This window comes from Caldisericia bacterium (assembly GCA_021158845.1).
Taxonomy (GTDB): domain Bacteria; phylum Caldisericota; class Caldisericia; order B22-G15; family B22-G15; genus B22-G15.
The window spans coordinates 1-3,132 of the sequence record JAGGSY010000054.1 but is presented as its reverse complement, the minus strand read 5'-3'; the positions used below and the strand labels follow the sequence as shown (position 1 = coordinate 3,132).

Below are 3,132 nucleotides of genomic sequence, written 5' to 3'. Positions count from 1 at the left end.
GATAATGAACAAGTCCTATGTAGGTATTCATTCCCTTTTAAGGATTTTATTCATATTTTCCATAAATTCATTAAAGATATCTTTAATGAGTTCCTTTTCCTCTTCTGTTAACTCTCTGTTCATAAGAAGATCCGGACGAAGAAGCAGAGTTCTTTTTAACATCTCCCTTTTTCTCCACAGGTTTATTTTCTTATGATGACCTGACTTTAATATTTCAGGTATCCTGTAGCCATCAAATGTTTCTGGTCTTGTATACTGAGGATACTCCAAAAGTTTATCCTCAAAACTCTCTTTTTTAATCGTTTCCTCTTTTTCAAGAAACTCAGGAATTAATCTTATTACACTATCAATTACAACAAGGGCAGGGATTTCTCCTCCTGAAGTTATAAAGTCTCCAATGGAAATCTCCTCATCAATGAAGTTTTTTATTCTCTCATCAATACCCTCATAATGACCACACACCAATGTGATGGATTCAAGTTTACTCAATTCCTTTGCCATCTCCTGATTGAACTTAATTCCCTGCGGGGAGAGAAGAATAACATGAGTTTTACTGTTTATTTCCCTTGCTCTATCAATGGATTTTTTAACTGGAGGAAACATCATAAGCATTCCAGGTCCCCCACCGTATGTATAATCGTCGACCTTCCTGTGTTTATCCTGTGTAAAATCTCTTGGAGATACAATTTTATAGGAGATAACTCCCCTATCAATCCCTTTCTTTGGCAAACCGCTGTTAAAATATGTATCAAATATTTCTCTAAAAATTGTTATTACTATAAACTCCATGTTAATCCCATATCTTTTTAAGGATCATTTTTTTATTCTTTAAATCAATTTCAACAAGAATCTCTTTAATGAATGGTAGTAATAGGTCTTTTTCTCCTTCTCTTGATACAACTATCACATCGTTGGCAGCCGGGTTTGGCATTATATCCTTCACTTTCCCAATAAATTCTCCTTCTTCAGTAAAGACTTTCAAACCAATCAATCTATAAACATAATATTCGCCGTCTGGAAGAGATGGAAGCATATCCTCTGAGATTACAAGAAAATTACCAACAAATTCTTTAAGGGAAAGTGTTTTATCAAACTTCACTTTCACAACGACTGTGTTCTTTTTGTAAAAGATCTCTTTGACAGGAATCTTTCTTGGTTCTTCATTCTCTTTTTGAACAAATATGTAGTTTAATGCATTGAATCTTTCTAAATTATCTGTCATAGGATAAACTACAAATCCCTCATTTTTCCCCCAGATGGAGACAATTTTTCCAATTGTAATCCACTTACTCATTCTTTATTTCTATTACTTTACCATCCTTTAGTATTATTTCTCCTTCTTCAAGTTTCTTCCAGTAGTCATCACCCTCCTTTATTTCCACAAATCCCTCAACTATTCCATGTATATAAAATTCTCCTTCCTTTAAGTTCTTAACTCTTTCCTTCTCATTTAACAGTTGTGCCTTTATATTCTCTTCCTGAGCCTTCTCCTCATTAATCTTGTTCTTGACAAATTGAATGTAAGAAGGCTCCAGTGTTGGAGCCCTCAGAAGAAACTTTTTCTCTTCAGAACTTATATCGCTTAGCCTCTTCTCAGATAACTTTATTAACTCCTCTAACTTCCCGAGTAATTCCTTTTTTAATCCCTCAGTTACTATTGATTTTACAACAACCTTACGTTTTAATAACACTAAACCACCTACGATAGAATTGTAACAATTGTGTTTTTACCAGATTTTCTTGAAATTGCCTGAACTATTGTTCTTATTGCCTCTGCTGTTCTTCCCTGTCTTCCAATAACCTTTCCTACATCCTCTGGTCCAACCTTTAACTCATAGATAACTGTCTGGGTTCCCTCAATCTTGTTAATCTCCACCTTCTCAGGATAATCAACAATAACTTTTACTAACTTTTCAAGGATTCCTGTTACATCTGCCATTTTCTACCTCCTTTTTCAAAAAGAATTTGAAAATTCCCCCGGTATACCGGGGGATGATTCTTTAAGAGAGAATGTTTACCATAGCATTCTTTCCAGTTTTACTTGCTGCTGCCCTAACAAGAGTTCTTAATGCGTTTGCTGTTCTTCCCTGTTTCCCAATGACTTTCCCGATATCATCGGGGCTAACTTTTACTTCATAAACTACAGCCTGTTCACCCTCAACTGCATTGACCTGAACTTCGTCAGGATGATCCACTAATGCCTTTACGATCTCTTCTACCAAGTCCTTCATGCTTCTACCTCCTTAGACTTTGCTTTTAACTTTTTAATGATGTTTTTGACGGATTCTGTAGGTTGAGCGCCCATACTCAACCAGTGCTCCAAGCGCTCCATGTCAACTTTAATAATTGGTGGTTCGGAGCGTGGATTGTAAAAGCCCAAACTTTCAATATAAGAACTTTTGGGTGCCTTTCTTTCATCAATTACAACTACTCTAAATGTGGGCTCTTTCTTCTTTCCCATTCTTCTTAACTTAATCTTTACCAACCTTTTCACCTCCGAAATTTAAGGAAACAGGTCTATGTAAAATTTTATCTAATTTGAGCAACTTGTCAAGTAGTTGCATAATGATATTTAAAGTCATTTTAAAAATTAAATTGTACCGGGAGAGAATACATCATAGACTAAAAGATCCTCTGTAACATCATAAATTGAGTGTTTCATACCTCTGGGAACTCGTATTAGCATTCCTTTTTCAATTTCAAACTCTCCTATTTCTTCAACAAACATCTTTGCATGTCCTGATAGAATGTAAAGAATATCCTCGCTTTCCTCGTGTATATGTTCTGGAACAATGGCACCTTTTGGAATTTTTACAAGAAGGATTGATGGACTATCTTCTCCAAACTCCTTTTTTGTTATAAGGGGTTTAACAAGAACACCTCTTGCTGTTGAATGAGGAACCCACTCTCCCTCCTCTGTGTTGATAACTATCTTCATTACTCTTTCCTCCTCATAAAAAATTATTTGATTATTTATTCCATCCCTTTTATTTTACTCCCCTCCCTCCTCCTGTCCAGACATTAAAAATATTCATTAATTTTAAAAGTGATAAAATAAATTTGATACTTAGTTCTTAAAAAGGAGAGATAAAATTAAAGGTATATAAGATGTCTTGTATGTCTAAGAGTGGC

Annotated in this window: 7 protein-coding genes; all 7 read right to left on the bottom strand. The window is 34.9% G+C overall.

Annotation, left to right across the window (positions count from 1 at the left end; all coding sequences use genetic code 11):
• Positions 1–27: 27 nt before the first annotated feature.
• Entirely contained in the window at positions 28–789 is a 762-nt protein-coding gene (trmD, locus tag J7J33_02135; protein ID MCD6168088.1) for a tRNA (guanosine(37)-N1)-methyltransferase TrmD, read from the bottom strand.
• A gap of 1 nt (position 790) precedes the next feature.
• Positions 791–1,294, bottom strand: a complete 504-nt coding sequence (rimM, locus tag J7J33_02130) for a 16S rRNA processing protein RimM (protein ID MCD6168087.1) — start codon at positions 1,292–1,294, stop codon at positions 791–793.
• Positions 1,287–1,691: a hypothetical protein gene (locus J7J33_02125; GenBank protein ID MCD6168086.1), complete on the bottom strand. Its 405-nt coding sequence runs from the start codon at positions 1,689–1,691 to the stop codon at positions 1,287–1,289. Before J7J33_02125 ends, rimM begins: the two co-directional genes overlap by 8 nt.
• An 8-nt stretch (positions 1,692–1,699) precedes the next feature.
• Positions 1,700–1,939, bottom strand: a complete 240-nt coding sequence (locus tag J7J33_02120; protein MCD6168085.1) for a KH domain-containing protein — start codon at positions 1,937–1,939, stop codon at positions 1,700–1,702.
• A gap of 61 nt (positions 1,940–2,000) precedes the next feature.
• On the bottom strand, positions 2,001–2,231 hold the full coding sequence (locus J7J33_02115) for a KH domain-containing protein (protein MCD6168084.1): 231 nt from the start codon (positions 2,229–2,231) through the stop codon (positions 2,001–2,003).
• Positions 2,228–2,485 (bottom strand): 30S ribosomal protein S16, encoded by a 258-nt coding sequence (gene rpsP, locus J7J33_02110; protein ID MCD6168083.1) that lies wholly within the window; start codon positions 2,483–2,485, stop codon positions 2,228–2,230. The genes J7J33_02115 and rpsP overlap by 4 nt, the downstream gene beginning before the upstream one ends.
• Before the next feature lie 105 nt (positions 2,486–2,590).
• Positions 2,591–2,938, bottom strand: coding sequence for a cupin domain-containing protein (locus J7J33_02105; GenBank protein MCD6168082.1), 348 nt, complete (start codon positions 2,936–2,938; stop codon positions 2,591–2,593).
• Positions 2,939–3,132: the final 194 nt, after the last annotated feature.